Annotated in this window: 22 protein-coding genes and 1 riboswitch; of the genes, 9 read left to right on the top strand and 13 right to left on the bottom strand. The window is 69.5% G+C overall.

All coding sequences use genetic code 11. The features are described from left to right. Positions 1-38: 38 nt before the first annotated feature. Entirely contained in the window at positions 39-743 is a 705-nt protein-coding gene (locus JHW38_RS21820; protein WP_207523388.1) for an aspartate/glutamate racemase family protein, read from the top strand. A gap of 61 nt (positions 744-804) precedes the next feature. Here the strand turns inward: JHW38_RS21820 and JHW38_RS21815 are convergent, their stop codons facing one another. Both JHW38_RS21815 and JHW38_RS21810 read right to left on the bottom strand, forming a co-directional pair. Beyond that, positions 805-1,638 (bottom strand): UDP-2,3-diacylglucosamine diphosphatase, encoded by an 834-nt coding sequence (locus tag JHW38_RS21815; protein ID WP_207523387.1) that lies wholly within the window; start codon positions 1,636-1,638, stop codon positions 805-807. 20 nt (positions 1,639-1,658) lie between these two features. Further along, entirely contained in the window at positions 1,659-3,392 is a 1,734-nt protein-coding gene (locus JHW38_RS21810; RefSeq protein WP_207526464.1) for a lysophospholipid acyltransferase family protein, read from the bottom strand. Positions 3,393-3,730: 338 nt separating this feature from the next. On the opposite strand from JHW38_RS21810, the gene metK reads away from it, so the two are divergent. Then, positions 3,731-4,954 carry a methionine adenosyltransferase gene (gene metK, locus JHW38_RS21805; protein WP_207523386.1) on the top strand — a complete coding sequence of 408 codons (1,224 nt, stop codon included), beginning with the start codon at positions 3,731-3,733 and terminating at the stop codon, positions 4,952-4,954. A 105-nt stretch (positions 4,955-5,059) separates the two neighbouring features. On the opposite strand, the gene JHW38_RS21800 is transcribed toward metK, so the two are convergent. Both JHW38_RS21800 and JHW38_RS21795 read right to left on the bottom strand, forming a co-directional pair. Beyond that, positions 5,060-6,094: an NADP-dependent oxidoreductase gene (locus tag JHW38_RS21800; RefSeq protein WP_207523385.1), complete on the bottom strand. Its 1,035-nt coding sequence runs from the start codon at positions 6,092-6,094 to the stop codon at positions 5,060-5,062. A gap of 116 nt (positions 6,095-6,210) precedes the next feature. Then, positions 6,211-6,813, bottom strand: coding sequence for a TetR/AcrR family transcriptional regulator (locus tag JHW38_RS21795; protein ID WP_207523384.1), 603 nt, complete (start codon positions 6,811-6,813; stop codon positions 6,211-6,213). 243 nt (positions 6,814-7,056) lie between these two features. Here JHW38_RS21795 and JHW38_RS21790 point away from each other — a divergent pair, with 243 nt between their 5' ends. Next, on the top strand, positions 7,057-7,713 hold the full coding sequence (locus tag JHW38_RS21790) for a hypothetical protein (protein ID WP_207523383.1): 657 nt from the start codon (positions 7,057-7,059) through the stop codon (positions 7,711-7,713). A 90-nt stretch (positions 7,714-7,803) separates the two neighbouring features. On the opposite strand, the gene JHW38_RS21785 is transcribed toward JHW38_RS21790, so the two are convergent. Continuing rightward, the gene (locus JHW38_RS21785) at positions 7,804-10,425 is read right to left on the bottom strand and encodes a S9 family peptidase (RefSeq protein ID WP_207523382.1); all 2,622 of its coding nucleotides are present in this window, start codon (positions 10,423-10,425) and stop codon (positions 7,804-7,806) included. A gap of 251 nt (positions 10,426-10,676) precedes the next feature. Further along, positions 10,677-10,753: riboswitch (S-adenosyl-L-homocysteine riboswitch) on the top strand. Between the two features lie 61 nt (positions 10,754-10,814). On the opposite strand from JHW38_RS21785, the gene ahcY reads away from it, so the two are divergent. Beyond that, the gene (ahcY, locus tag JHW38_RS21780; protein WP_207523381.1) at positions 10,815-12,245 is read left to right on the top strand and encodes an adenosylhomocysteinase; all 1,431 of its coding nucleotides are present in this window, start codon (positions 10,815-10,817) and stop codon (positions 12,243-12,245) included. Between the two features lie 211 nt (positions 12,246-12,456). On the opposite strand, the gene JHW38_RS21775 is transcribed toward ahcY, so the two are convergent. The 4 genes from JHW38_RS21775 to JHW38_RS21760 all read right to left on the bottom strand — a co-directional run bounded on the left by JHW38_RS21775 (position 12,457) and on the right by JHW38_RS21760 (position 16,117). Continuing rightward, positions 12,457-13,191 carry a LytR/AlgR family response regulator transcription factor gene (locus JHW38_RS21775; RefSeq protein ID WP_207523380.1) on the bottom strand — a complete coding sequence of 245 codons (735 nt, stop codon included), beginning with the start codon at positions 13,189-13,191 and terminating at the stop codon, positions 12,457-12,459. After that, complete coding sequence (locus JHW38_RS21770) at positions 13,188-14,234, bottom strand: sensor histidine kinase (protein ID WP_207523379.1); 1,047 nt, start codon at positions 14,232-14,234, stop codon at positions 13,188-13,190. Before JHW38_RS21770 ends, JHW38_RS21775 begins: the two co-directional genes overlap by 4 nt. 127 nt (positions 14,235-14,361) lie before the next feature. Then, complete coding sequence (locus JHW38_RS21765) at positions 14,362-15,276, bottom strand: alpha/beta fold hydrolase (RefSeq protein WP_207523378.1); 915 nt, start codon at positions 15,274-15,276, stop codon at positions 14,362-14,364. Between the two features lie 160 nt (positions 15,277-15,436). Beyond that, the gene (locus JHW38_RS21760; RefSeq protein WP_207523377.1) at positions 15,437-16,117 is read right to left on the bottom strand and encodes a GNAT family N-acetyltransferase; all 681 of its coding nucleotides are present in this window, start codon (positions 16,115-16,117) and stop codon (positions 15,437-15,439) included. Between the two features lie 175 nt (positions 16,118-16,292). Here JHW38_RS21760 and metF point away from each other — a divergent pair, with 175 nt between their 5' ends. Next, the gene (metF, locus tag JHW38_RS21755; protein WP_207523376.1) at positions 16,293-17,117 is read left to right on the top strand and encodes a methylenetetrahydrofolate reductase [NAD(P)H]; all 825 of its coding nucleotides are present in this window, start codon (positions 16,293-16,295) and stop codon (positions 17,115-17,117) included. On the opposite strand, the gene JHW38_RS26075 is transcribed toward metF, so the two are convergent. Continuing rightward, complete coding sequence (locus tag JHW38_RS26075) at positions 17,063-17,278, bottom strand: DUF6053 domain-containing protein (protein ID WP_428995267.1); 216 nt, start codon at positions 17,276-17,278, stop codon at positions 17,063-17,065. The genes metF and JHW38_RS26075 overlap by 55 nt on opposite strands. A 253-nt stretch (positions 17,279-17,531) precedes the next feature. On the opposite strand from JHW38_RS26075, the gene JHW38_RS21750 reads away from it, so the two are divergent. The 4 genes from JHW38_RS21750 to JHW38_RS21735 all read left to right on the top strand — a co-directional run bounded on the left by JHW38_RS21750 (position 17,532) and on the right by JHW38_RS21735 (position 21,941). Continuing rightward, positions 17,532-18,800, top strand: coding sequence for a M12 family metallo-peptidase (locus tag JHW38_RS21750; RefSeq protein ID WP_207523375.1), 1,269 nt, complete (start codon positions 17,532-17,534; stop codon positions 18,798-18,800). A 660-nt stretch (positions 18,801-19,460) separates the two neighbouring features. Then, positions 19,461-20,204 carry a DUF4124 domain-containing protein gene (locus JHW38_RS21745; protein ID WP_207523374.1) on the top strand — a complete coding sequence of 248 codons (744 nt, stop codon included), beginning with the start codon at positions 19,461-19,463 and terminating at the stop codon, positions 20,202-20,204. Positions 20,205-20,323: 119 nt separating this feature from the next. Then, positions 20,324-21,238 (top strand): branched-chain amino acid transaminase, encoded by a 915-nt coding sequence (locus tag JHW38_RS21740; protein WP_207523373.1) that lies wholly within the window; start codon positions 20,324-20,326, stop codon positions 21,236-21,238. Between the two features lie 16 nt (positions 21,239-21,254). After that, a complete protein-coding gene (locus JHW38_RS21735; protein ID WP_207523372.1) occupies positions 21,255-21,941 on the top strand; it encodes a hypothetical protein in 687 nt (228 codons plus the stop codon). A gap of 40 nt (positions 21,942-21,981) precedes the next feature. Here JHW38_RS21735 and JHW38_RS21730 read toward each other — a convergent pair whose 3' ends face one another. From JHW38_RS21730 to rimK, 3 genes are all read right to left on the bottom strand, one after another. Beyond that, complete coding sequence (locus JHW38_RS21730) at positions 21,982-23,328, bottom strand: sensor histidine kinase (RefSeq protein ID WP_242691030.1); 1,347 nt, start codon at positions 23,326-23,328, stop codon at positions 21,982-21,984. A gap of 3 nt (positions 23,329-23,331) precedes the next feature. Next, a complete protein-coding gene (locus JHW38_RS21725; RefSeq protein ID WP_057946468.1) occupies positions 23,332-24,012 on the bottom strand; it encodes a response regulator transcription factor in 681 nt (226 codons plus the stop codon). Positions 24,013-24,553: 541 nt separating this feature from the next. Further along, positions 24,554-25,462, bottom strand: coding sequence for a 30S ribosomal protein S6--L-glutamate ligase (gene rimK / locus JHW38_RS21720; protein WP_207523371.1), 909 nt, complete (start codon positions 25,460-25,462; stop codon positions 24,554-24,556). Positions 25,463-25,490 lie beyond the last annotated feature (28 nt).

Here is a 25,490-nt window from a genome sequence, read left to right as displayed (position 1 = left end):
TGGGCCCGGCGGCATTCGCCGCGCGCTACGGAGCCCGCATGTCCACTGCCCTGCCCCTCGGCATCGTCGCCTGTTCTTCGGAAGGCGCGGCGCTGTGCTACCGCACGATCTGCGCCGAAGCCGCGACGCGGCTCGGCGCGCACGCGCATCCCGAGATCGCCTTGCACGGCCATTCGCTGGCCGACTACGTGGCGTGCCTGGAACGCGGCGACCTCGACGGCGTCGGCGAGCTGATGCTGTCGTCGGCGCGCAAGCTCGAACGCGCCGGCGCGAAGCTGCTGATCTGCCCGGACAACACCATCCACCAGGCGATGGACTACGTGCGGCCGCGCTCGCCGCTGCCGTGGCTGCACATCGCCGAAGTGGTGGCGCGCGAGGCGCAGGCGCGCGGGTTCCGCCGGATCGGGCTGACCGGTACGCAGTGGCTGGTCGAGAGCGAGGTGTACCCGCAGCAGTTGGCCGCGCTGGGATTGGAGTACCTGCGCCCGGACGCCGAACAGCGCGCGCGGATCGGGCAGCTGATCATGGACGAACTGGTCTATGGGGTGTTCAAGCCCGAAACGGTGGCGTACTTCCAGAGCGTCATCGAAGACCTCAAGGCGCGCGGCTGCGATGCGGTGGTGCTGGGCTGCACCGAGATTCCGCTGATCATCGACGACGCCCATTCGGCGCTGCCGACGCTGGATTCGACCCGGTTGCTGGCGCGCGCGGCGCTGCGCGCTTCGGTGGAGGGCGTGGGTTAGCGCATCTGCCTGGGGGGCGGATGCGCCGGCCATCGAGGCCCGGGAGCGAAGCCCCCCACCCTCACGCCGCGTGCGGCAGTTCTTCGTCCCGCGGCAGCGCCAACGGCGCGCGCGGCGGCAGCACCGACACGGTTTCGCCGGTGTGGGTCAGCAGGCGCAGAGTGCCGTCGGCATCTTCGACCAGCGCGGTCAGGCTTTCGACCCAATCGCCGTCGTTGGCGTAGACGCAGCCGTCGCGCTCGAACAGCGAGGCGCGGTGGATATGCCCGCAGACGATGCCGTCGAGCCCGCGCTTGCGCGCATCGTCGAGGCCGGCCTGGACGAAACGCGAGATGTAGCGCTCGGCCGCGCCGCTCTGGCGCTTGAGGAAATCGGCCAGCGACCAATAGCGCTTGCCGAACCGCCGCCGCACCTGGTTGGTCAGCTTGTTGCCGGTCAGGATGCGGTCGTACAGCCAGTCGCCGAACTTCTCCTGCATGCCGCCGAACTGGGTGACCGCGTCGTAGTCGTCGCCGTGGGTGACCAGCAGGCGGCGGCCGTCGGCGGTGAGGTGGATGGCGCGGCGGCGCACCTGCATGCGCGGCAGGGTCAGGCCGCAGAAGCGGCGGATCGAACGGTCGTGGTTGCCGGGCACGTAGATCAGCTCGGTGCCGGCGCGGGCCAGCGCGTGCAGCGCCTCGACCACCCGGTACTGGGCCGAACCCCAGGCCGCGCGGCGCTGCGCCATCCACCACAGGTCGACGATGTCGCCGACGAGGTAGAGCTTGTCGCAGCGCAGGCCCTGCAGGAAATCGGCGAATTCCGCCGCATGGCAGTGCTTGGAGCCCAAATGCACGTCGGAGACGAAGACGGCGCGGCGGCGTAACGGCAACGGCACGATCGAGGCGGGGCTCATGGCACGGTCTCGTGGCGGGGTCAGGTGTCCGGCGCGTGGGCCTGCGCCGGTGCGGCGTTGCGCGCGGCGCCGAGGTAGCGCTCGCGCTTCTTCGGCCGCAGCTGCTGCAGGTCCACTTCGATCAGTCCGTCGACCGCGTCGCTGAACGCCGGGTCGACGCCGAAGGCGAGGAAGCGCGCGCCGCCGGGTTCGCACAGGTCGGTGTACTGCTTGTAGAGCATCGGCACCGCGCTGCCGAGCGCGTCGAGGTTGTCCTTGAGCACGCGGAACGCGGTCGCGGCGTCGAATTCGCCGAACTGCGGCGGCGCGGCGCGGTACACGAACGGCTGCTTGGAGAACGCGTCCGAATCCAGGTTGCCGTAGTAGCGCGCGTAGTAGGCGACGATCTGCTCGCGCGCGTCGGCCGGCAGCGCCGAGCTGATCGAGACCGGGCCGAACAGGTAGCGCACGCCGGGATTGCGCACCAGGTACGCGCCGATGCCCTGCCACAGGTAGTCGATGCTGCGGCTGTTCCAGTATTCCGGGGCGACGAAGCTGCGGCCCAGCTCCATGCCCTGCGCCAGCCGCGGCAGCATGTCGTCGGCGTAGCGGAACAGCGACGCGGTGTAGAGCCCGGCCAGGCCGCGCTCGGCGATCACCCGGCCGCCGCGCGCGATGCGGTAGGCGCCGGCGATCTTCGCCTCGGCCTCGTCCCACAGCACGATGTGTTCGTACCAGCTGTCGTAGATGTCGACGTCCAGGCGCTGGCCGGTGCCCTCGCCGACCGCGCGGAAGGTGGTTTCGCGCAGGCGGCCGATCTCGCGCAGCAGCGGCGAGCCGGTGCGCAGGGTGCCGACCCGGATCTGCTTGCCGTCGGTGGTGCGGCCGAGCGACTCCATCGCCTCGACTCCCGCGCGGACCAGGGCCGGATCGACCGGATCGATCAGCGGCTCGGGCCCGACCGGCGCGGCGCGCTCGCGCGCGGTGCCGATCGCGTACAGCTCGGCGCGGATCTCGCGCAGCAGGTGCTGGGACTCGCCCTGCGCCGGCAGATGCAGCGGCCGGCCGATGCGCAGCGCGATCCGGCGCGCGCGACGGGCGAACATCTCGCGCGCCAGCAAGGCGGTGCCGGCCGGCTTGAACAAGGCCGAGGCGCCGTAGAACAGCGCCGAATTGCGCGCCTCGATCCGCACCGGCAGCACCGGCGCGTCGGTCTTGCGGGCGAAGCGCAGGAAGCCGCGCTGCCAGCGCCCGTCGGTGACCCCGCGCAGGCCCAGCCGCGCGACTTCGCCGGCCGGGAACACGATCACGCACTGTTCTTCGTTCAACGCCGCTTCGATCGCGTGCAGGCTCTCGGCGCTGGGCCGGCCGCCGAGAATGCGCACCGGCAGCAGCAGGCCCTGCAGCCCGTCCAGCGCCAGCAGCAGGTCGTTGGCGACGATCTTGACGTCGCGCCGCACCTGCCCGACCGCATCGAGCAGGGCCAGCGCGTCGACCGCGCCGGAGGGATGGTTGGCGACGATCAGCAGCCGCCCGCTGCGCGGGATGCGCTGCAGTTCGGACGGGTCGACCAGATAGCGCGCCTGGACGAAGTCCAGCGAGGCGGTGACGAAGTCGAAATCGCGCAGATGCTGCGTTTCGCTGAGGAACTGGTCGATGTGGTCGAATTTCGACCAGCGGCCGATGGTCCGGATCAGGGGCCGGGTCAGGGCGGCCCGGCGACCGCGGAACCAGTGCGGGAAGCGTTCTTGCAGTCGGCGTTCGAAATGCAGCATCGGAGTCGTCGCATCGAGGGGCGGCGGTATGCCGCGCAGCCTGAGCCGGCGCAGCGACAGCCGCATGGCGGTTTCGGGTCAGTGCGATGACAGCCCTGGCCCGGCGGGAACTGGGCGTTCCTGGAGGACGGTCCGGGCTTCGGCGTGCCCTCCTGGCGCGCCGGCAAAGCTTCCCATGCGCCACCGCATCCAACCTCCATCCAAAGTCCAAAGCGCGACCGGCGTTCAGGAGCCGCTTAACGCCCGAACAACCCTCCGGCACGGCACAATGCGCGCTCCCGGCCGAGCCTGTATCATTGGCGGCCATCTTTTTATCCGAATCGAAGGATATTCGACCGATGTCCAGCTACCTGTTCACTTCCGAGTCCGTGTCCGAAGGCCATCCGGACAAGATCGCCGACCAGATTTCCGACGCCGTCCTCGACGCCATCCTCGCCCAGGACAAGCGCGCCCGCGTGGCGTGCGAAACGCTGGTCAAGACCGGCGCGGCCATCGTCGCCGGCGAAGTGACCACCAGCGCTTGGGTCGACATCGAAGGCCTCGCCCGCAAGGTCATCAACGAGATCGGCTACAACAATTCCAACGTCGGCTTCGACGGCCACACCTGCGCGATCATCAACATGCTCGGCAAGCAGTCGCCCGACATCGCCGCCGGCGTCGACCGCAAGAAGCCGGAAGAACAGGGCGCGGGCGACCAGGGCCTGATGTTCGGCTACGCCTGCAACGAAGCGCCGGAATACATGCCGGCGCCGATCTACTACTCGCACCGTCTGGTCGAGCAGCAGGCCAAGGTGCGCAAGCAGAAGAACTCCAAGCTGCCGTGGCTGCGTCCGGACGCGAAGTCGCAGGTCACCCTGCGCTACGACGACAAGCATCAGGTCGCCGGCCTCGACGCGGTGGTGCTGTCGACCCAGCACGACCCGGGCATCAAGCAGAAGGATCTGGTCGAGGGCGTGTACGAGCACATCCTCAAGCCGGTGCTGCCGAAGGCGTGGCTGGAAAAGCTGCCGAAGAACAAGGTCCACATCAACCCGACCGGCATCTTCGTGATCGGCGGCCCGGTCGGCGACTGCGGCCTGACCGGCCGCAAGATCATCGTCGACAGCTACGGCGGCATGGCCCGCCACGGCGGCGGCGCGTTCTCGGGCAAGGACCCGTCCAAGGTCGACCGTTCGGCCGCCTACGCCGCGCGCTACGTGGCCAAGAACATCGTCGCCGCGGGCCTGGCCGACAAGTGCGAAGTGCAGGTCTCCTACGCCATCGGCGTGGCCGAGCCGACCTCGATCTCGGTGACCACCTTCGGCACCGGCAAGATCAGCGACGACAAGATCGAAAAGCTGATCCGCAAGCACTTCGACCTGCGTCCGTACGGCATCGTCAAGATGCTCGACCTGATCCACCCGGTCTACCAGCTGACCGCCGCCTACGGCCACTTCGGCCGCAAGCCGAAGGAAGTCAGCTACGTCGACGGCGCCGGCAAGAAGCAGACCGCCACCGCCTTCTCGTGGGAAAAGACCGACAAGGCCGAGGATCTGCGCAAGGACGCCGGGCTGAAGAAGTAAGCCCCAGCGTCGTCGCGCGAAGCGAAAAAGGGCCGCGAAAGCGGCCCTTTTTCTTTGTGCGAGGGCCTTCGGGCCCGACGCGGTTCTGTCAGCCGCGACGCGCCTTCAGTCCTCGCCCACCTTCACCACCAGCTTGCCGAAGTTGCGCCCCTGCAGCAGGCCGATGAACGCTTCCGGCGCGTTCTCCAGGCCGTCGACGCGGTCTTCGCGCAGCTTCAGGCGGCCGCTGGCGATCCACTGCGCCATGTCGCTGCGGAACGCTTCGTAACGCTCGGCGTAGTGATCGAAAATGATGAAGCCCTGCACGCGGATGCGCTTTTGCAGGATCGCCGACATCAGCTGCGGGACCCGGTCGGGGCCGGCCGGCGCGCTCTTGTCGTTGTAGTGGGCGATGACGCCGCACACCGGCACGCGCGCGCCGATGTTGAGCAGCGGCAGCACCGCGTCGAACACTTCGCCGCCGACGTTCTCGAAGTAGACGTCGATGCCGTCGGGACAGGCTTCGATCAGTTGCTGGGCGAACTGCGGATCGCGCCGGTCCAGGCATACGTCGAAGCCGAGTTCGTCGAGCGCGTAGCGGCGCTTGTCCTCGCCGCCGACGATGGCGACCACGCGCGCGCCCTTGAGCTTGGCGATCTGCCCGACCACCGCGCCGACCGCGCCGGTGGCCGCGGCCACGACCACGGTTTCGCCGGGCTTGGGCTGGCCGATGTCGAGCAGGCCGACGTAAGCGGTGAAGCCCGGCATGCCGAGGCCGCCGAGCGCGTGCGAGGGCTCGGCCATGTCGCCGAGCGCGGTCAAGTCGCTGCCGTCGGACAGCGCGTAGTCCTGCCAGCCGGCGGTGCCGAGCACCAGGTCGCCGGGCTTGAAGCCGGGATGGCGCGAGGCGACCACGCGGTTGACCGTGCCGCCGACCATCGTCTCGCCGAGCGGCACCGCGCTGGCGTAGACCGGGCCGATTTCGTCCATCAGGTTGCGCATGTACGGGTCCAGCGACAGGTACAGGGTGCGCAGCAGCACCTGCCCCTCGGCCGGTTCCGGCAGCGGGCTTTGTTCGAGGCGGACGTCCTGAGGCTTCGGCAGGCCCTGCGGGTGGGCGGCGAGGACGAAGCGGCGGTTGGCGGCGGCGGTTTGCGGCATGGGGCGGTGTGTCCTGGGTTGGGTCGGAAAGGGACCGGCTTACGATTAGACCGGTCGTCTAGTTTCGGAGCGAAAGAAAGGGCGGGTGCGCGTGGGCGCCCCGCCCCCTGGGTTTTTCAGCTTTGCGCGGGCAGGCCGAGCAACTGACGGGTGCCGGCCATGGCCTGCGCCATCGGCTCGCTGCCGCGCTGGATCTTGGCCAGCAGGCTGGCGCCGATCCAGTTCTGATAGAGGGTCCGCGCCGCGGTCTGCGGGTCCGGCGCGGCCGCCAGCGAACCGTCGGCGCGGCCGCGCTCGATGCAGCGCGCGAGCCGGGCGATGACCGCGCCGGTGCCGCGCTCCAGCGCCGCGCGCATCGGCTCGGACAGGTCGCAGACCTCGGCGCCGAGCTTGACCACCAGGCAGCGGCCTTCCGGGTCGGAACCGGTCTGCGCCTCGCGCCAGTCCTCGAAGTAGGCGATCAGGCGCTGCGCGCCGCTGCCGGGCTGCGCCATCAGCGCGTCGACGTGAAGCAGGTACTCGGAAAAATAGGCCTCCAGCACCGCTTCGCCGAAGGCTTCCTTGGAACCGAAGTAGTGATAGAACGAGCCCTTCGGCACCTGCGCGGTCGACAGCACTTCGGCCAAGCCGACGCCGGTGAAGCCTTTGCGCAGCATCAGCGGGTAGGCGACGTCGAGGATGTGCTTGCGTACGTCGTGGGTGGCGGGGATCGCGTTCATGGGGCGCACTGTACGCGCCATTAGACCGGTCGTCTAGTTCTGGAATCGTACTTTCGCACGTCCGGCGCTCGGCTACTGCGGGAGAGCCTTCAGGCCTGACGCCTTCGCTCAGGTCGCGCCGCGGCCTGGAACAAGCGCACCGGTCCTGAAGGCCGTCCCACAAAGCCCGAGCGCGGCTATGCTCCGCGCACGCCGTCCCCCGCCGGCGTCCCGGCTCACACCGCAATACGACGAGGTGCCGCTATGCCCCATGCCCCGCACGCTGCAAGAACCACCGGCCTGGCCCTGCTGTTCGCCCTGAGCCTGGCCTCGGCTGCGCAGGCCCAGACCATCGGCTACAACATCCGCACCGGCGACGTCTGGGTCGATACCCGCCTGGGCGAGATCAACGATTACGGCCGCCGCTATCGCGAGCCGTTCGTCGAGGAGATGACCGGCTACTACGGCGCGCCGCGCTCGCTGATCGACGAGTTGCTCGACCGCCGCCGCTGGGCGCCGGGCGATGTCTACTACGCCTGCGCGCTGGCCCGTTCGCTCGGCCGCCCGTGCCTGGAGGCGGTGCGCGAGTACGACCGCAATCCCGGCCAGGGCTGGGGCGCGGTGGCGCAACGCATGGGCATCAAGCCCGGCTCGCCCGCGTTCCACGCGCTCAAGCGCGGCGCGGTGCAGACCTACGACCACTGGGGCTATCCGATCCGGGTCGATCAGAGCGTGCGGGTGAACTGGGCCGAGCACGGGCCGGGGCACGGCAACGGCAAGGGCCACGGCGGCTGGCGCGACGACGACCACGGCAAAGGCAAGTACAAGGACAAAGCCAAGGACAAGCATCATGGCAAGGGCCACGGCAACGGCCATGGAAACGGCAACGGCAAGGGTCATGGCAACGGCAAAGGGCACTGACGCCCCGGTTGCCCGCGACCGCGCGCGGTCGCCGCTCCGACACGAAAACGCCGGCCCCGGGGCCGGCGTTTTCGCTTGCGCGAGGCGCGCTTACTTCGCCGCCTTCGCCCCCTGCCCCGCTTCGGCCTTCGCGTCCGCGGCCTTGGCGCTTTCGGGCTTCGCGTTCTTGACGTAAGTCTCCAGCCAGCGATTGGTCTCGGCCAACAGCTGCAGGATCGATTCGCGCGCGCGGTAAGCGTGGGCTTCGTTCGGCAGCATCACCAGCCGCGCTTTGCCGCCCAGGCCCTTGATCGCCGCGTACATGCGTTCGCTCTGGATCGGGAAAGTGCCCGAGTTGTTGTCCTGCTCGCCGTGGATCAGCAGCAGCGGGTCCTTGATCCGGTCGGCGAAGTTGAACGGCGACATCGCTTCGTAGGTCGCCTGGGCCTGCCAGTAATTGCGTTCCTCGGCCTGGAAGCCGAACGGCGTCAGAGTGCGGTTGTAGGCGCCGCTGCGGGCGATGCCGGCCTTGAACAGACGGGTGTGCGCGAGCAGGTTGGCGGTCATGAACGCGCCGTAGGAATGGCCGCCGACGGCGATGCGGTTGCGGTCGGCGACGCCGCGCCGCACCACTTCGTCGATCGCGGCCTGGGCGCTGGCGGTGAGCTGGGCGATGTAGGTGTCGTTGGGTTCGCGCTCGCCTTCGCCGACGATCGGCATGGTCGGGTTGTCGAGCACCGCATAGCCCATCGCCAGATACGGCAGCGGGCCCCAGTAGCTGACCGCGTTGAATTCGTACGGCGAACCGATCACCTGGCTGGCCGCCTCGGCGGTCTTGAACTCGGCCGGATAGGCGTACATCAGCATCGGCAGCGGGCCGTCGCGCTTGGCGTCGTAGCCCGGCGGCAGGTACAGGTTGGCGCTGAGCTCGACGCCGTCGTTGCGCTTGTAGCGGATCAGTTCCTTCTTGATGTCGCGCAGCTGCGGCGTGGGATGCGGGAAATGGGTCAGCGCAACCGGCGCGGCGTCGCCGCCGAGTTCGCGCCGTTGCAGGTTGGCCGGTTCGGTCGGCGATTCGCGCAAGGTCAGCACGCCCTTGGCCGCGTCGTCGAGCACCGCGACCGGGCGCTCGAAGTACGGCGCCTGCGAATGGAACAGGCGGGTGCGGCGCTTGTCGGACAGATCCAGGCGATCGAGGAACGGGCGGTCGCCTTCGGCCGAAGCGCCTTCGCCGATGTAGTACAGGCTGTTGCCGTCGGCGCCGGTCAGCAGGCGTTCGCCGCCGGTCGCGTCGGCGACCATCACCGGGTTGCCGGGGTCGTTGTAGCGGTCTTCGCTGCGGCCTTCGCGCAGCAGTTCCGGCGCGCGGTCGCCGTGGTCGGGAGCGATGCGCCACTGCCGCACCTGCCGGGTCTTCCACCAGAACTCGTCGATCAGGGCCAGATCGCCGCTGCCCCAATACGCGGCTTCGAAGCGCGCGGCCAGCCGCGCCAGGGTTTGCGGCGGCTTGTCGAACGGCGCGGATTGCATGAACACCGCGTCGCGGATCGCGGCCGCGCGCGCCGGGTCGCCGCCGTCCTGGGCTTCGGCCCACACCAGCGTGGCCGGCGCGTCGCCGCGCCACTGCACATCGCGCGGGCCGGTCGGCACCGCGTCGTTGCCGGTCGGCAGGCCGTCGACCAGCGGCAGGCGCGCGACTTCGTATTCGAAGCGGCCGCCGGCGTCGAGCACCTCGATCCGGCGCGCGAACATGCTCGCCGGCACCAGGTACGAGAACGGCCGCTCCAGCCGCGTGGCCAGCATGTGGCGGCCGTCGGGCGAGAACGACACGCCCATGTACAGATCCGGCGCGCCGAGTTTGGCGACCTGTCCGGCCAGGTCCACCGTCGCCAGTTGCGTGCGCAGGTAGTACGCGAAGGTGCGCGCGTCGTTCTCGTTGCGCAGCAGGTCCTGATAGGTGCGGATCGCGCGCACGCCGCCGCCGGCCTGGGTTTCCTGCACCGCCGGGCCGCTCGGCACGGCGACCGCGGCCGGCGCCTCGCCCTGGCCTTCGGGTTGCAGGCGCACCAGCAGGCGGCGGCTGTCGGGGGTCCAGTCGTAGCCGCGGCCGACCACGGTGTTGAGGTTGGACACCAGCTTGCGCGCGCGCCGGGTTTCCAGTTCCACCAGCCACAGCTCGTTGGCGCCGCTGGCGGCGTCGACGCGGTTGAACGCGAGCCAGCGCTGGTCGGGCGACCATTGCAGCGTCGCCAGCGACAGCGGCGACGGCAGGTTGTCGATCGGCAGGGTCTTGCCGCTGGCGATATCGAGCACGTCCAGGCCGCTGCCGAAGCTGAAACGGCTGGCCGCGCGCACGCGCGGGTGGATGCGCAGGCCGGCGAGCTTGAGCTCGGGCTGGGCGACCACGTCGATGCCGGGCAGCGAGGGCGTGCGCACCATCGCCATCAGGTCGCGGCGCGGGCTCAGCGTCAGCTGCGGCGCGCGCGGCGCGTCGACGATGGCCTGCAGCGGCTTGGGCGGCAGTTGATAGCCTTCGCCCCACACGCTCGCGGCGGCCGGCGCGGCGGCGGTCTTACCGGGCTTGGCCGCGGGCGCGGCCTGCGCCGACAGGCACAGGGCCAGCGCCGCCGGCAGCAGCAGGCGCGTAATCAGCGCGGCGCCGGGCGGCGCAACGCGGTGGCCGCGCGGCGGCGCGGAAAGGCGGCGGTCGGACGGGCGCGCGGGCGGCTTCATGCAGATCGATCCTCAACAGTGCGAAGTAGTCGGAGCGCGCCGCCGCACGAGCGCCGGCGTCATGGCCGGCGGCGATGCGCGGGCGCGCTCCCCGCCCCGAGCTTAGCCGGCCGGCGCGCTGCCGCGCCTATGCCGATGGGGCTGTTTGGCAGGCCGGCGATGTCGGCACGCATTGCGACCGCCGCCGCGTTCAGTCTCAGCCGGACCCGCGTTCCGAACCGCGCGGCCCGCGCGATATACTTCGCGCTCAGCCCGCCGAGGGGCGCTGCGACCGTGACGGACACGGCCAGGCTCGGCGAGGCGCAGGTCCCAACGGCGCCCGGTTTGAGTCTTCGCGACTCGCCGGACCCGGCATTCCGCCGGCTCCCACCGCACTGGAGCTAATCCGCATGAACGCTGTACCCAAGACCTTCTCGACCGAAGGCGATTACAAGGTCGCCGACATTTCCCTGGCCGACTGGGGCCGCAAGGAAATCGACATCGCCGAGCACGAAATGCCGGGCCTGATGTCGATCCGCAAGAAGTACGCCGCCGCGCAGTCGCTCAAGGGCGTGCGCGTGACCGGCTCGCTGCACATGACCATCCAGACCGCGGTGCTGATCGAGACCCTGCGCGACCTCGGCGCCGACGTGCGCTGGGCCTCGTGCAACATCTTCTCGACCCAGGACCACGCCGCCGCGGCGATCGCCGCCAGCGGCACCCCGGTGTTCGCCTGGAAGGGCGAGTCGCTGGAAGAATATTGGGACTGCACCCTGGCCGCGCTGAGCTTCCCGAACGGCCAGGGCCCGGAACTCGTCGTCGACGACGGCGGCGACGTGACCCTGCTGATCCACAAGGGCTACGAGCTCGAAAACGGCGACGGCTGGGTCAACACCCCGTCGGGCAACCACGAAGAACAGGTCATCAAGAACCTGCTCAAGCGCGTCCACGCCGAGCGCCCGGGCTTCTGGCACGAAGTGGTCAAGCACTGGAAGGGCGTCTCTGAGGAGACCACCACCGGCGTGCACCGCCTGTACCAGCTGGCCGAAGCCGGCTCGCTGCTGGTTCCGGCGATCAACGTCAACGACTCGGTCACCAAGTCCAAGTTCGACAACCTGTACGGCTGCCGCGAGTCGCTGGCCGACGGCCTCAAGCGCGCGATGGACGTGATGCTGGCCGGCAAGGTCGCGGTGGTGTGCGGCTACGGCGACGTCGGCAAGGGCTCGGCCCACTCGCTGCGCGCTTACGGCGCCCGCGTCGTGGTCACCGAGATCGACCCGATCAACGCGCTGCAGGCGGCGATGGAAGGCTTCGAGGTCAACACCGTCGAAAGCACCCTCGGCCGCGGCGACATCTACGTCACCACGACCGGCAACAAGGACGTGCTGACGCTGGACCACATGTCGAAGATGAAGGACCAGGCCATCGTCTGCAACATCGGCCACTTCGACAACGAGATCCAGGTCGACGCGCTGAACGCGTCCGGCGCCAAGCGCCTGAACATCAAGCCGCAGGTCGACAAGTACACCTTCGGCAACGGCAACTCGATCTTCCTGCTGGCCGAAGGCCGCCTGGTCAACCTCGGCTGCGCCACCGGCCACCCGAGCTTCGTGATGTCGAACTCGTTCTCGAACCAGACCCTCGCGCAGATCGACCTGTGGGCGAACAAGGACTCGTACGAGCCGAAGGTCTACATCCTGCCGAAGAAGCTCGACGAAGAAGTCGCGCGTCTGCATCTGGAGAAGATCGGCGTGAAGCTGACCACGCTGACTGCGGATCAGGCCCAGTACCTGGGCGTGTCGGTCGATGGTCCGTACAAGCCGGATCATTACCGTTATTGATCGGCGTCGCCTTCGGGCGATGCGGCGGTAAAGAAAACGGGCGCCTTCGGGCGCCCGTTTTCGTTGTGCGGGGGCGAGCGTGAGACTTCGATTGCATCGGCGCGTCGTTGGCCGCGTCGCGGCTCGCGCCGCTCCTACAGGTAGCTTTCTGTAGGAGCGGCGCGAGCCGCGACCGCGACAATCCGAACCACCGCGCTACTGCTCTTTGAGGTTACAACGACAACCGCTCGCGCAACTCCCGCGACTGCCGCCGCGACACCTCGACCCGACTGCCGTCCTTGAGCTCCAGCTCGTAGCCGTCGCCGACCGTCAGCTCCACCGACTTCACCGAGCGCAGGTTCACCAGCGTGTTGCGGTTGGCGCGGAAGAACAGCGACGGATCCAGCCGCGCCTCCAGCGCGCTGAGGCTGCGCGCCAGCAGCGCGCATTCGCTGCGGAACCACACGCGGGCGTAGTTGCCGTCGACGACGATGCGGTGCACTTCGCGCAAGGCCACGAACCAGCAGCGTTCGCCGTCGCGCAGGAACACCTGGTCGTCGGCGCCGAGCGGGCCGCGCGCTTCGGCCGGCGGGGTGTCGCCGGGCAGGCGCTGGCGCGCGCGTTGCAAGGCCGCGGCCAGCCGCTCGGGTTCGACCGGCTTGACCAGATAGTCGAGCGCGTTGGCCTCGAAGGCCTGCACGGCGTACTGGTCGTACGCGGTGGTGAACACCACCAGCGGCGCGCTGTCGAGGCCGGCGATGACGTCGAAGCCGCTGCCGGACGGCATCTGGATGTCGAGCAGCACCAGATCCGGCCGCAGCCGCGCGATCGCGTCCTGCGCCTGCGGCACGTCCTCGGCTTCGCCGAGCACTTCGACCTGCGGCGATTGCGCCAGCAAGGTGCGCAGTTCCTGCCGCGCCAGGCGGGTGTCGTCGACGATCAGCACGCTCAGCGGGCGCAGGCTCATTGCGAAATCTCCATGTGCGCCGTCACCCGCGCGCCGTGCTGGCGCAGTTCGAACGCGCCCGGCGGCGAGGCGTGGGCCAGCCGGGTGCGCAAATAGGCCAGGCCGACGCCGCGGCGCACCGATTCGGCTTCGATCCGGCCCGGGTTGGCGACCTCGATCCGCAGCCGCGCGCCGTCGGCGCGCACGCGCAGGCTCAGCTCGCCGCCGCCGGGGGTGCGGGCGATGCCGTGCTTGATCGCGTTCTCCACCAGCAGTTGCAGCGCCATCGGCGGCAGCCGCAGGTCGAGCGCGGCCGGATCGACGTCGCGCACCACCCGCAGCCGGTCTTCGTAATGCACCGATTCGACCGCGAGGTAATCGTCGACCACGCTCAATTCCTCGGCCACGCTGACGCTCTCGCGCTGGCTGTGGTCGAGCGCGTGGCGCAGGGTCGAGGACAGGCGCGTGACCAGTTCGCGCGCGCGCTCGGTGTCTTCGTTGATCAGCGCGCGCAGGTTGTTGAGCGCGTTGAATACGAAGTGCGGGTTCAAGCGCGCGCGCAAGGCGTCCAGTTCGGACGCATGGCGCAGCGATTCGGCGTTGAGCCGGGCGATCTCGCCCTCGCGGTAGCGGCGCATCGCCACCGTCCAGCTCCACAGCGCCGCCCACAGCGCCAGGATCACCGCGGTCTGCGCCCAGTACATCAGCAGCATCGGCCAGGCGAAACCGGCGGTGTTGTCCGGGCCGAGATAGACCCAGTTCCACTTCGCCGCCACCCACAGCGGCGGCACCAGCGCCAGTTGCGCCAGGCCCGAGCCGATCACCACGCAGGCGAACAACCGCGCGGCCAGCCGCAGCGGCCCGAGTTCGAACCAATGCCGGCGCTGGGCGATCGCGCGCATGACCCGGCCGGCGATCCACAACTCCACCGCCAGCCCGACCGCGATCACCCACGCGCCGGAAGTGATCCGGCCGAACGCCGCCGACATGCTCAGATTGAAGGCGCAGTAGCCGGTCCAGAACGCGGCGTCGATCAGCGCCGAACGGGTGGTGTTTCGCAACATAGGCCGCTTCGGAATCGGGGAAATGAAAAGCCGCGAGGAAATGAAACGCCGCGATGCGCCGTCCGCGGCGGCGGCGCCCGATGCGTCCGCCGCGCGGACGCATCGCAGCGACGCGGCGGACGAACGCTCAACCCGCCGGCTTGGGCTCGGCCAGGAAACCGCGCACCTGCCCTTGCAGCCACTGCGGATCGTCCCACATCAGGAAATGGTAACCGTCCTGGCTCATCTCGATGCGCACGCCGTCGAGTTTGGCGTAGTGCTGTTTGTACATCGCCAGGGTCGACTCGCGGGTCGCGCCGAAGCGCGCGCCGCCGACCCAGCCGGCCAGCACCAGGGTCGGCACCTTGACTTGGTCCAACTCCGGGCGCAGGTCGGTGGTCATCATCTCGACCAGGGCCTGGGCGGTGGTGGCGCGGTCGCTGGCTTCGCCCCAGCGGCGCAGCAGCGCGACCTTGTCGTCGCTCGCGGTCATGCTCTGCGCGGTCACGGCGATGCCGCGGTAGTAATGCGCCTGCGGCTGGGTCCGCACCATCGCGGCCATGCTTTCGGCCATCGGCCGGATCGTCTGCGCGGTCAGGGTCGGGCCGTACAGCGCACCGAGGAAACCCAGGGTGTCGACGATGATGAACCTGTCGATCGCCTGCGGCTTGGCCATGCCCATCTTCAGCGCGACGAAGCCGCCGAGGCTGTGGCCCATCACCACCGGGCGCTCGAGCTTGCGCTGCTCGATGTAGGCCAGCAGCTCGTCGCGCATGGTGTCGTTGTAGGCCGCGGTCTTGATCGGCGGCGCGCCGGCGAGGCCGGGGAACTGGACCATGTGGCATTGCACGCGGTCGGCCTGCAATGCGGCGCAGGTCTCGCGCCAGGTGTCGGCGCCGGAGTTGAGGCCGGGGATCATCAGCACCGGCCGGCCCTGGCCGACGACTTCGATGGTCAGATCCTGGAAACGCTCGGTCGCGGCCTGCGCGGCGCCGGCGGCGAGCAAGGCGCTCAGGGCGACGGCGGCGCGGCGCAGGCGCTTGGGACGATGGGACTGGGGCATGACGGATTCCTCGGGGGTGGCGGAATGTCGCCACCTTGCCGGGCCGTCCCGGGCGGCGGGGGAGATTCGTGAGCAGTGGCGGCTGGGGCGGTCGAGCGGTGCCCGGCCGGGACGAGCGGCGCCCGCCTGCGGCGGCGCGCGCCGTCTGAGCCGGCCGCGCTCAGCCCGCGCGCCGCAGCGACCAGAACGGAATATCGCGCCGCAATTCGAAACCGTTGCGCAGATACAGCTCGACCGCGCGCGGGTTCTCGTGGCTGACGTGCAGGAACGGGACGAACCCGCGCGCGTGGTTGTCGTTGGCCAGGAACGCGAGCAGGCGGCGCGCGTGGCCGCGGCCGAGGAAATCCGGATGGGTGCAGATCGCGCTGAGCTCGGTGTAGCCGTCCATGCCCATGCGCTCGCCCGCCATCGCCGCCAGCCGGCCGTCTTCGTAGATGCCGAAGTAGCGGCCCAGTTCCATCGTGCGCGGGCGGAAGTAGTGCGGATAGACCAGCGCGGTCAGCGCCAGCACGTCGTCGCGCCGGGCCGCGCCAAGTTCGACGATGTCGGCCGCGGGCGCCGGCGCGGGCAGCGGCGCGCGGCAAATCATCTGCGCCAGATCGGTCAGGTGGCGCAGCTCCCAGCCGGCGCCGACCGCGGGCGCGAGGCCGAGCGCCAGCGCGGTGTCGCCCGGCGGCACCAGCGCGCGCAGCGCCTCGTCCGCGAGCTGCGCGTCGGCCACGCCGAGGAACGGCGCCACCTGCGCCGGATAGCGCGCCGCGCCGGCGGCGGACTGGGCCAGCGCGCGGTGGCGGCTGGCCAGCGAGGCCCAGATCGGATTGTCGAGTACGCCTTCGCTCATGCCGGACGCCTGCAGGGACTGCCTGTTGCAATGGCGCCGCCGGGCCGGCGCGTCAAGGCCGGGCCGATTGCGACTTTGGTCAAAGCCCCGGCGCGGACCGCGTCGCGGGCAAGCCGTTCCATTCCATCGCGATAAAGAGATATTATCCCCGCAACCTCTCGCCACGGCCCCGCCCATGCTGCCGATCAGCTTCGAGTTCTACCCGCCCAAGACCGACGAGCAGCGCAGCCAGCTCGACAAGACCGCGGCGAAGCTGCGCGGGTTCGCGCCGAGCTACGTCTCGTGCACGTTCGGCGCCGGCGGCTCGACCCTGAGCTACACGCCCGAGACCATCCGCCGCCTGCGCAAGAAGCACAGCCTCGACGCCGCGCCGCACCTGTCCTGCGTCGGCGGCACCCGCAGCGAGATCCGCGAGCTGCTGGCGCTGTACCGCGAGATCGGCTGCCGCCGCCTGGTCACCCTGCGCGGCGACCTGCCCTCGGGCATGGCCAGCGCCGGCGACCTGCGCTACGCCAACGAACTGGTCGAATTCATCCGCGCCGAAACCGGCGACCACTTCCACATCGAGGTGGCCGCGTATCCGGAAACCCATCCGCAGGCGCGCGACGCGCTGTCGGACCTGGAGAACTTCAAGCGCAAGGTCCGCGCCGGCGCCGACGGCGCGATCACCCAGTACTTCTACAACCCCGACGCCTACTTCCGTTTCGTCGACGACGTACGCGCGTCCGGCATCGACATCCCGATCGTGCCCGGGATCATGCCGATCGCCAATTTCAGCCAGCTGCGCCGCTTCTCCGACATGTGCGGCGCCGAGATCCCGCGCTGGATCGCCCAACGCATGCACGCCTACGGCGACGACGCCGACAGCGTGCGCGAGTTCGGCGCCGAGGTCGTGGCCAAGCTGTGCAGCCGCCTGATCGAGGGCGGCGCGCCGGGGCTGCATTTCTACACGCTCAACCTCGCCAAGCCGACGCTGTCGGTGCTCGCGCGCATCGCCTGACCGATCGGCTGCGACGGTTGCGGCCCGCGCGCTGTGGGAGCGGCTTCAGTCCCGACGCTTTCGTTCCGGATCGCCGAGGCCTGAGCGGACGGCATCGGGACTGAAGCCGCTCCCGCAAGACGGCCCGACCAATACGCACGAAATACCGGCGCCGGCCGCATTCACCGAGCTGAAGCAGGCGCGACGAGGCGCACAAAACGTGCGGCATGGTGCCTAGCATCAATGGCGAACTGCATGCGCAGTTCTCAGCTTGCGCTTGCCTTGCGACAAGTTCGGTCTTGAGCTGCGCGACGCCGCGCGCGCCCACTGGCGTCAGGATGCATCGCCGCGACGAGCGATGCCCTCGCGACCGCCACCGCCGGCCCGGCCACGGGCCTACGCGGCGTGCAGCGGTCCCCAATGGAGAGTGCGCACATGTCCGTCCGCAATAAGCTCTTGCCGTTGAATTTCGCCATCGCCCTTTCGCTGGGCCTGGCCGGCGCCGCCACGGCCGCCGAACCGGCTCCGCTGTTCTCGACCCCGGCCGCCGCGCTCGCGCGCAGCGCCGATGCCGACCTCACCTTCAAGGCGGTCAAGGCCGAACGCGCCGCGGTGCGCGTCGACCTGGTCCGCGCCGACACCCAGCAGATCACCGAAACCCAGGACCAGCTGCTGCTGAACCTCGCGCCCGGCGTGAGCCTGAAGGCGCACAAGCTCAGCGCCCAGAGCAAGGCCGACGGCATCGTGATCTGGCAGGGCATGGTCGGCGACCCGGACAAGCAGCTCAAGCGCATCAACCGGTTCACCGGCGCCGAGCTGATCGACAATCCGGAGGAGTCGGCGATCCTGGTGCGCCAGGGCGACCAGATCTCCGGCACGGTGCGCAGCGGCGGCAAGCTCTACCGCATCGACCCGCTCAAGGCCGGCGGCCACGCGATCAGCCTGATCGACGAGTCGAAGATGCCGGAAGACCACCCGTCCTCGTACGCCAGCCTGCCGCTGCCGCCGCTCAAGCTCGATCCCAAGTTCGACGAAGCCAAGGCCGGCGAGAAAGCGCCGACCGTGGTGCGGGTGATGGTGGTCTACACCCAGGCCGCCGCCAACGCGGTCGGCAACACCCTGACCAAGGCCAACCTGGCCATCACCGAGAGCAACCAGAGCTTCACCAACAGCGCGGTCAACGTGAAGTTCGAGCTGGCCGGCCAGTACACCGACAGCTACGTCAGCGCCGGCTTCGACACCGACCTGAGCCGCTTCGCCGGCACCACCGACGCTTATCTCAACAGCTACCACACCACCCGCAACACCATCAAAGCCGACGTCAACGTCCTGATCATCACCGACCCGGCGTATTGCGGCCTGGGCTACCTCAACTCGAACGCGGCCAACGCCTTCAGCGTGGTCGGCGCGAGCTGCATGACCGGCTACTACAGCTTCGCCCACGAGATCGGCCACAACTTCGGCGCGCACCACGATCCGAGCAACGGCACCAACACGATCTACCCCTACGGCCACGGCTACTGGGGCCCGGGCAACGCCTGGCGCACGATCATGGCCTACAGCTGCGGCAGCAACTGCCCGCGCCTGAACTATTGGTCGAACCCGAACATCACCTACAACGGCTCGCCGATGGGCACGGCCGCCAAGAGCAACAACGCGCGCGTGCTCAACGAACGCGCCGCGACGGTGGCGGGCTTCCGCTGACCTAGCGCTCCCGCGCGGCGCCTCGGGGCGCCGCGCGGGGGTTTCGGGTTTGCGCGTTCGGCGCAGCAGAAGGTTGGGGATTTTCCTTTTGCGGTCGTTTCGCCGTAGCCGCGTTGTCGCGGTCGCGGCTCGCGCCGCTCCTACAGGGGGCCACGGCCGGTTTCGTTTGCGGCCGTTCGGGCTTCGACAAAAATCAAATGGGTTCCGGCGAAAGCCGGAACCCATTTTTGTTGGCTCAGCTTTTTTGCTCCCCCTGCCGCTACGAACTCGCCACAGGCAATGAGAGACCCGAAGGGCGCGCGCATGGATGCGCGCGTGCGGGACCGGGCCAGGATGGCCCTTGTCCCGCATCCCCGCGCAGGCATCGAACCCTAGTGGCTCTTGATTCGAAAAACAGGAAAGCGCCTTTCTTTGGTTACTTTCTTTGGCAAGACAAAGAAAGTGACCCGGCCGCTTGCGGACGGAAGCTTTGGATCGTCGCTTGTCCTCACTCGTCGCTACAGCAAGCTCGAGAGCAACGGCAAAATCAAAATGGATTCCAGCTTTCGCTGAAAAGACGATGGAAATGCGGGCTTCGGATTGTCGCGGCAGAGCTGCGCACCTGCGGTTCCCGCGACCACTGCACTGTCCCTCCCCGCTCCCCGGCGCTAGTCTTCGCCGATGCCATCCCCCGTCCGTCTCTGCCTCACCTGGCTGCCGCCGCTCGCCTTAGCCGCAGCTGCGCTCCACCCCAGCGCCGCCCAGGCGCAGATCCGCCGCTGCACGGACGCCCGCGGCAACTCCGTCTACACCGACCGCGACTGCGCCACCGTCGGCGGCGTCGACCGCCTGCCGCGCGGCGCCGCGGCCGCCGCCGCGGCCAAGCCCGAAGCCGCCTACGCCGGCGGCTGCGCGCGCAACCTGCGCGACCTGGTCGGCGCAATCACCACCGCGATCGACGCCCACGACGGCAACAAACTCGCCGCGGTCTATCACTTCGCCGGCATGTCCGACGACCAGGGCTATGCGGTGATCCAGCGCCTGGACGCGATCGCCCAGCGCCCGCTGCTCGACATCGCGCCGGTCATGGGCGCCGCCGCCGAACCCGCGCCGCAACCGGGCCCGTGGACCACGCTGCCGCCGGCCGCGCCGAACGCCGCGCTGGCGCCGCTGCCGCCCGCCACGCCACCGCCGCCGCCCGCACCGGCGACCGGGCTCGGCCGCCCCGCCGGCATGGACGGCGCCGCCGCGCCCGCTGCGGACGCTACCAGCGCCGAAGCGCCCGCCGCACCGGCGCCGGTGCATCGCCGCGCCGCGCCCGTGGCGCTGCGCCTGGAGCAGACCCTGGCCAACGGCGTCACCCCGTCGCGCACCGTGTTCGGGCTGACCCGCCACTTCGGCTGCTGGTGGATCAAAGGCGGCTGAAGCCCGCTGAACAGGCGCATCGGACGCGCCTTGCAAGCCCATACGCCGCAGTCGCGTTGGGAAGCCGCCGCGACGCAGGGCACAATAGCGGTTTCCCCTCCCCACGACGGAAGCCGACGATGCAATACCCCGAATGGATCTGGCACAACGGTTCGATCAAGCGTTGGGCCGACGCGACCACTCACGTGATGTCGCACGCGCTGCATTACGGCTCGTCCGTGTTCGAAGGCATCCGCACCTACGACACGCCGAACGGCCCGATCATCTTCCGCTTGAACGACCACAACCAGCGTCTGTTCGCCTCGGCCAAGATCTACGACATGGCCATGCCGTATTCGCTGGCGCAGATCAACGACGCCTGCCACGAAGTCATCAAGGCCAACGGCCACACCACCGACTACCTGCGCCCGGTCGCCTACCGCGGCCTCGGCGGCTTCGGCCTGTCGGCCGACACCCCGACCGACATGGCGGTGGCGACCTGGAAGATGGGCCAGTACCTCGGCCCGGCCGTGCTCGAAGAAGGCATCGACGCCTGCGTGTCGAGCTGGCAGCGCTTCGCCCCCAACACCATTCCGGCCGGCGCCAAGGCCGGCGGCAATTATCTGTCCGGCCAATTGGTCGCGCGCGAAGCGCGCCGCCTGGGCTTCGGCGAAGGCATCGCCCTGGCCTCGACCGGCCTGCTGTCGGAAGGCGCCGGCGAAAACCTGTTCCTGGTGTTCAACGGCGCGCTGCACACCACCCCGGTCAGCGCGGCCCTGCTCAACGGCCTGACCCGCAACACCATCATCACCCTGGCCCGCGACGTCGGCATCGAAGTGGTCGAACGCGACCTGCCGCGCGAGTACCTGTACCTGTGCGACGAGTTGTTCATGTGCGGCACCGCCGCCGAGATCACCCCGATCCGTTCGGTCGACGGCCGCCAGGTCGGCAGCGGCCGCCGCGGCCCGGTGACCGAGCGCATCCAGGAACTGTTCTTCGGCTTGTTCAACGGCAAGACCGCGGACAAGTACGGCTGGCTGGAAGCGGTGAAGTAAGCGCGCGGCGCGAGCGGTGGACTACCTCGCGCGCTACCGCAACGGCGAGCATCGCGAGGTCACCGCCGAGTTGACCCGCTTGACGCCGCTGCGCGGCGCGGCGCTCGCGCAGGCCCGGGCCGTGGCCGAACTGGCCATGGCCCAGGTCGCGCAGAACTGCGGCCTGATCGCCGCGCGGCTGGCCGCGCACGGTTATGCCTGGTCGCTGTGGTGCGACCCGAACGACGGCGGCGGCGTGTCCGCGCCGCTGGTCGCCAGCGGCGTCGCGGCGCGCGAACGCATCCGTGCGCGCGCCGGCGCGCTGCCGCTGACGCTGGACTGTTTCTGGAGCGCGGTCGGCGGCGTCGCGTTCACCGGCACGCACCCGGATTTCCCCGGCCTGCTCGATCCGCTGGTGGTGTGCCCGGCCGAAGACGTGCTGAGCCAGCTCGACGACTGCGAGCCCGAGGCCGATGGCCTGCTGCACTTGCCGCTGTCGCCCGACGTCTATCACAAGGACAACATCAGCGGCGGCCCGGCCTATTCGGTCGCCGTGCCGCAGGCCGGCTTCGACTTCGTGCTGCTCGACGAAGCGCGCGGGGCCTGTTTCCTGGATTACCTGCGCGAGGTGATCCTGCGCCGCGGCGGTTTCGCCGCGCTCGACCCCGACGCGCCCGGCGCGGTGCCGCTGGCCGCGCTGACCGCCGGGCTGCGCCCGTTCTGAGCCGCGACGCGCGGCGCGGCCGCGACGGCCTCAGCCGGCCTCAGCCGGCCGCGGCCGGACTGCGCTGGAACGTCAGCGTCGCCACCACCCCGCGCACTTCGCCGGGCTTGACCCGCACGTCCCAGCCGTACAGATCGCACAGCCGCCGCACGATCGACAGGCCGATGCCGCCGCCTTGCGAATGCCCGGCATGGGTGCCGCGGTAGCCGCGTTCGAACAGCTTGGCCGCGTCCTCCGCGCTGAGGCCGGGGCCGGAATCGATCACCTCGACCGAGTTCGCCAGCAGCCGCACGACCACGCCGCCCTCGGTGGTGTACTTGACCGCGTTGCCGATCAGATTGCCGAGCGCCACCGCCACCGCCGCTTCCGGCGCGTCCACGTTGAGCCCGCGCTCGCCTTCCACGCTCAGCGCCAGGTTCTTGCTGCCCAACTGCGCGCGGTGCGCGTCGAGCAGCTGGTCCGACAAGCGCCCGATGTCGGTCGAGCCGTGCCCGCGCTCGTTGCGCGAGAGCAGCAGCAGCGCGCTGATCAGGTCGGTGCACTGCTGCTCGGCGCGCTGGATCCGCAACAATCGGTTGCGAGTCTTGTCCTCGATGTCCGGCCGCGACAGCAACAGCTCGACCGCGCCCTTGATCACCGCCAGCGGCGTGCGCAGCTCGTGGCTGACGTCGGCGTTGAACTCGCGGTCGCGCTGGACCACGTTGGTCAGGCGGGTGGCGTAATCGTCGAGCGCCTCGGCCAGCTGGCCGACTTCGTCGTCGGGAAAATGCGCGGCCAGCGCCTCGGACTGGGCGGTGCGGCCGGAGCGCTTGATCCGCAGCGCCAGTTCCGACACCGGGCTCATCACCCGCGACGCCGCCCACAGCCCCACCAGCAGCGAGAACAGGGTGAACACCAGCACCGACAGATACAGCGCGCGGTTGAACTGGGCCTCGCTGCGCGCCGAGGAGGTCATGTCGTAGGCCAGGAAGAACCAGGCCTGCGGCGTCTTGCGCACCGCCAATTTATAGGCGAACGGCCGGCCGTCCTCGCCGATGCCGTTCATGCCGACGATGCCGTCCTTGAGCTCGTACCACTCCGGCCGGTTGATCCGCACCGATTCGAACTTGTCCGGCGTGTACACGAACGCGCGCACCTGGTCGAAGCCGAACTGCGGGTTCTTCGGATCCAGCTCGAATTGCTGCGCGGCTTTTTCGATGTTGCGGTTGATCGCGTCCTCCACCAACTGGTTTTCGACCCGCGTGCGGGTCCAGTTGGTGGCGAAGGCGAACATCGTGGTCAGCCCGAACCCGAGCAGCACGAACGACAGGATGATGCGGCTGCGCAAGCGCCGCCGAAAGCGCTTGCGTTTTTTCAGCCGCGCTGCGGAAGGGTCGGACGAGGCCACGCGTCAGCCGTTTTCGGGGGCCGCGATGCGGTAGCCGATACCGTGGCGGGTCTGGATCAGCGGCGTGTCGAACGGCTTGTCGACCACCGCGCGCAGGCCGTGGATGTGCACGCGCAGGCTGTCGGAATCCGGCAGCTCCTCGCCCCACACCCGGGTCTCCAGCTCCTGCCGGGTCACCACCGCCGGCGAGGCTTCCATCAATGCCTGCAGGATCTTCAGCGCGGTCGGGTTGAGCTGCAGCAGCTTGCCCTGGCGGCGCACTTCCAGCGTGTCGAGGTTGTATTCCAGATCGGCCGCGTTGAGCACCCGCGTCTGCACGCCGCGGCCGCGCCGCGACAGCGCGTTGAGGCGCACTTCGACTTCCTGCAGGGCGAACGGCTTGATCAGGTAATCGTCGGCGCCGGAATCGAAGCCGGCGAGCTTGTTGTCGAGGCTGTCGCGCGCGGTGAGCATCAGCACCGGCGTCTGCTTGCGCGCTTCGTTGCGCAGCTTGCGGCAGACCTCCAGGCCGTCGATGCCCGGCAGATTGAGGTCGAGCACGATGGCGTCGAAGTCGTGCACCACCGCCAGGTGCAGGCCGGTGATGCCGTCGGCGGCGAAATCGACGGTGTGGCCGCGGTCTTCGAGAAAATCGCCGAGGTTGGCGGCGATGTCTTGGTTGTCTTCGATTACGAGGATGCGCATGGGCTCGTCCCAGTGGGGTTGGCGGTACGACCATCGGCCGCATGCCTGGGTTCCTGAGGCGTCGCACGCGAAGCGGCGACGGCAGGCGGAGGATTCTGCCAGAGCGTTTGTAAAATGAACGGGAAACGCCCCCGCCCGCAAGCAGGCGGCATCGCGGGCCGGCGGCGAATGGGCCAGAAGTCACGCGCCCGCGGTTGCGCCGGAAACCCGGAAAAACAAAGGCCCAGACGCGGGGCCACCGCGCCTGGGCCAAAAGGTGTTGCCCCGATTACCGTAACCTGCGTTCGCCCAGATGACGTCTGACGAGGAGCGTGATTGGGGGATCGACAGTGCTTCGGTGCGCCAACGCTACGCGGATTTCGATTAAACCGTCGTTAAAAGTCGTGTTAAAGATAAGTTAACAGCAACCTGAAATTGGAGTCGTCCCGGCCCGGCCCTTCCGCGCCGGGGACCTGCCGTTCGGCGGGTCGCCGACAGATGACCTGCGCGGCTTGCCATTTGCCGGGGATCGGGCAAGCCGGCCCCGGTCCGCAGGGCCCGTTCAGCGTCTCGCGACCAGCCGACGCGCCGGTTTTTCCCGCACCCGGCCGGCCACGTAGTCGACGATTTCGACCGCCACGTCGACCCCGCTGGCCTCCTCGATGCCCTCCAGGCCCGGCGAGGCGTTGACCTCCAGGACCAGCGGCCCGCGGGCCGAGCGGATCAGGTCGACGCCGGCCACGCCCAGGCCCAGGACCTGGGCCGCGCGCACCGCGACCTCCTGCTCGGCGGCGCTGGCGCGCACGCCCTTGGCGGTGCCGCCGCGGTGCAGGTTGGAGCGGAAGTCGCCCTTCGGCGCCTGCCGCTTCATCGCCGCGACCACCTTGCCGCCGACCACGAAGCAGCGCAGGTCCGCGCCCTTGGCCTCGGCGACGAACTCCTGCACCAGGAAATTCGCGTACAGCCCGCGCAGCGCCTCGATCACGCCCTTCGACGCCGACAGCTTCTCGGTCAGCATGACCCCGGCGCCCTGGGTGCCTTCGTTGAGCTTGATGACGTGCGGCGGCGGGCCGAGCATCGACAGCAGGTCGGCGGTGTCGTCGGGATTGTCGCCGAACACCGTCGCCGGTAGGCCGATGCCTTGCGCGGCCAGCAGCTGGTGGCTGCGCAGCTTGTCGCGCGCGCGCAGGATCGCGTCGGAGGTGTTCGGGGTGTAGCTGTCCATCAGCTCGAACTGGCGCAGCACCGCCGAGCCGTAGCGGGTGACCGAGGCGCCGATGCGCGGGATCACCGCGTGGTAGTCGGCGATCTCGCGGCCCTTGTAGTGCATCTGGAAGCCGTCGGAGGCGATGCGCATGTAGCAGCGCAGCGGGTCGAGCACGCGCACGCTGTGGCCGCGGTGGCGGGCGGCTTCGACCAGCCGGCGCGTCGAATAGAGCTTGGTGTTGCGCGACAGGATCGCGAGCTTCATGGCGGGATCGGCTGGAAGGTGGGAAGGA

This window comes from Lysobacter enzymogenes (assembly GCF_017355525.1).
GTDB classification, from domain to species: domain Bacteria; phylum Pseudomonadota; class Gammaproteobacteria; order Xanthomonadales; family Xanthomonadaceae; genus Lysobacter; species Lysobacter enzymogenes_C.
Note: the sequence above shows the minus strand (reverse complement) of the source record. Positions and strands in the feature narration are given on the sequence as shown.

Coding starts and splice junctions, on each gene's coding strand:
- JHW38_RS21820 (WP_207523388.1), top strand. CDS start 39: ATGTCCACTGCCCTGCCCCTCGGCATCGTCGCCTGTTCTTCGGAAGGC.
- JHW38_RS21815 (WP_207523387.1), bottom strand. CDS start 1,638: ATGAGCCCCGCCTCGATCGTGCCGTTGCCGTTACGCCGCCGCGCCGTC.
- JHW38_RS21810 (WP_207526464.1), bottom strand. CDS start 3,392: ATGCTGCATTTCGAACGCCGACTGCAAGAACGCTTCCCGCACTGGTTC.
- metK (WP_207523386.1), top strand. CDS start 3,731: ATGTCCAGCTACCTGTTCACTTCCGAGTCCGTGTCCGAAGGCCATCCG.
- JHW38_RS21800 (WP_207523385.1), bottom strand. CDS start 6,094: ATGCCGCAAACCGCCGCCGCCAACCGCCGCTTCGTCCTCGCCGCCCAC.
- JHW38_RS21795 (WP_207523384.1), bottom strand. CDS start 6,813: ATGAACGCGATCCCCGCCACCCACGACGTACGCAAGCACATCCTCGAC.
- JHW38_RS21790 (WP_207523383.1), top strand. CDS start 7,057: ATGCCCCATGCCCCGCACGCTGCAAGAACCACCGGCCTGGCCCTGCTG.
- JHW38_RS21785 (WP_207523382.1), bottom strand. CDS start 10,425: ATGAAGCCGCCCGCGCGCCCGTCCGACCGCCGCCTTTCCGCGCCGCCG.
- ahcY (WP_207523381.1), top strand. CDS start 10,815: ATGAACGCTGTACCCAAGACCTTCTCGACCGAAGGCGATTACAAGGTC.
- JHW38_RS21775 (WP_207523380.1), bottom strand. CDS start 13,191: ATGAGCCTGCGCCCGCTGAGCGTGCTGATCGTCGACGACACCCGCCTG.
- JHW38_RS21770 (WP_207523379.1), bottom strand. CDS start 14,234: ATGTTGCGAAACACCACCCGTTCGGCGCTGATCGACGCCGCGTTCTGG.
- JHW38_RS21765 (WP_207523378.1), bottom strand. CDS start 15,276: ATGCCCCAGTCCCATCGTCCCAAGCGCCTGCGCCGCGCCGCCGTCGCC.
- JHW38_RS21760 (WP_207523377.1), bottom strand. CDS start 16,117: ATGAGCGAAGGCGTACTCGACAATCCGATCTGGGCCTCGCTGGCCAGC.
- metF (WP_207523376.1), top strand. CDS start 16,293: ATGCTGCCGATCAGCTTCGAGTTCTACCCGCCCAAGACCGACGAGCAG.
- JHW38_RS26075 (WP_428995267.1), bottom strand. CDS start 17,278: ATGCGGCCGGCGCCGGTATTTCGTGCGTATTGGTCGGGCCGTCTTGCG.
- JHW38_RS21750 (WP_207523375.1), top strand. CDS start 17,532: ATGTCCGTCCGCAATAAGCTCTTGCCGTTGAATTTCGCCATCGCCCTT.
- JHW38_RS21745 (WP_207523374.1), top strand. CDS start 19,461: ATGCCATCCCCCGTCCGTCTCTGCCTCACCTGGCTGCCGCCGCTCGCC.
- JHW38_RS21740 (WP_207523373.1), top strand. CDS start 20,324: ATGCAATACCCCGAATGGATCTGGCACAACGGTTCGATCAAGCGTTGG.
- JHW38_RS21725 (WP_057946468.1), bottom strand. CDS start 24,012: ATGCGCATCCTCGTAATCGAAGACAACCAAGACATCGCCGCCAACCTC.
- rimK (WP_207523371.1), bottom strand. CDS start 25,462: ATGAAGCTCGCGATCCTGTCGCGCAACACCAAGCTCTATTCGACGCGC.